Source organism: Ameyamaea chiangmaiensis (assembly GCF_013376175.1).
GTDB lineage: Bacteria > Pseudomonadota > Alphaproteobacteria > Acetobacterales > Acetobacteraceae > Ameyamaea > Ameyamaea chiangmaiensis.
Genome location: NZ_JABXXR010000288.1, coordinates 1 through 1,591 on the forward strand (window position 1 = coordinate 1; position 1,591 = coordinate 1,591).

General features: G+C 69.0%; 2 protein-coding genes. One reads left to right on the forward strand and one right to left on the reverse strand.

Translation table 11 applies throughout. The features are described 5' to 3' along the window. On the reverse strand, positions 1–1,126 hold a 1,126-nt coding region (locus tag HUK82_RS16425), incomplete at its 3' end, for an MFS transporter (protein WP_176614939.1). Positions 1,127–1,307: 181 nt separating this feature from the next. Here HUK82_RS16425 and HUK82_RS16430 point away from each other — a divergent pair. Continuing rightward, positions 1,308–1,591, forward strand: a 284-nt coding sequence (locus tag HUK82_RS16430) for a hypothetical protein (protein WP_176614940.1), incomplete at its 3' end; no start/stop codon positions are given.

Sequence of the window (1,591 nt, forward strand, 5' to 3'; positions counted from 1 at the left end):
GCCAGGCCCGCCACGTCAGTGCGAGCGCCACGGCCGCCAGCACCGCTGCCACCAGCGGCAGCGCCCCGTACGACCACGCCGTCGGCACCACGAGGCCGCCGAGCCATGCGCCGATCGCGTTGCCCAGATTGAAGGCGCCCTGGTTGAGGGTCGACGCCATGTTCGGGGCCTCGCGCGCGGTCAACACCACGCGATACTGCAGCGGCGGCACAAGCGCGAAGACGATCGCCCCCCACGTGAACAGCGTGAACATCGCGGGCACTTCATACTGGTCGGTGATCAGGAACAGCAGCAGCGTCAGGATCGACACCACCAGGATCCCCATGACCGACGGCAGCAGTTTCCAGTCCGCCAGCCGTCCGCCGCACAGATTGCCCAGGGTCAGCCCCGCGCCGAACAGCAGCAGCGCGATGGTGACCATATGCGGCGACAGGCCCGCGCGGGTTTCGAGCAGCGGTGCGATATAGGTGAACAGGCTGAACAGGCTGGCCGAACAGATGACCGAGATGATCATCGTCAGCATCACCGGACGCCGCCGGATGACGCCAAGTTCGGACGTGATGCGGATGCGCGTGCCAGTCGACGTGTCCGGCACCCAGATGATCATCGCGACATAGGCGACCACGCCGATGGCGCACACCGCCAGAAAGGTCGAACGCCACCCCGCCCACTGGCCCAGCGCCGTGCCCAGCGGCACGCCGAAGACATTGGCCAGCGTCAGCCCCGCGAAGACCAGCGACAGGGCCTGTGCCCGGCGGTCGCGCGGCACCAGATCCGCCGCCACGACGGCGGCCGTGCCGAAAAAGGCGCCGTGGCAAAAAGCCGTCAGCACGCGCGCGGCCATCAGCGTCCAGTAACCGGGGGCGAGCGCACAGCACAGATTGCCCAGGATGAAGATGATCATCAGCAGTTTCAGCGCCGTCTTGCGCGGCAGCCGCGCTGTGGCGATCGCCAGGATCGGCGCACCCACGGTCACGCCGAGCGCGTAGCCGGAGACCAGAAAGCCCGCGCGCGGAATGCTGACATCCAGATCGTGGGCAAGCCGGGGCAGAAGCCCCATGATGACGAATTCGGTCGTGCCGATTCCGAACGAGGCAAGGGCGAGGGCGAGAAGCGAGAGCGGCACGAAGGGGAATCCGGCAGGGGTCCCGACGCGCCCGGCATCACGACGATGCGGCCTGTCGGCGGGTTGGGCCGTCATAGCGAAAAGTGTGCCGCCTTGTCCGTGCCTTTTTCACGTCGCGCGGCCTTTGCGGCGGTCGGGGGCGAGGTTCCGTGCCCTGACGCGATCGGCTAGCATCCGCGCCATGACCCTGTCCGGCCTGTCCGCGCGCGCCGTCGTCGCCGGATGTCTTCTTCTCGCCGTCACGCCCGTGTCGCCCCTGACGGCCGCGCCCCTGCACGCGACGGCCCCTCGTGCCGCTGACACCAGTGTCGCTGCGGCGCAGGAGCGTGACGACCGGGCGATCCTGACATTCGCCCCCCAGGACGATGGCCGGGTGGAGATCGCAGGCGTGCCGCGTCTGGGTATCCCGGCGCTGCGCCTCGATCCGCGTCGGGATGCCGGTCGGGCGGTCGACCTCGGGCTGGT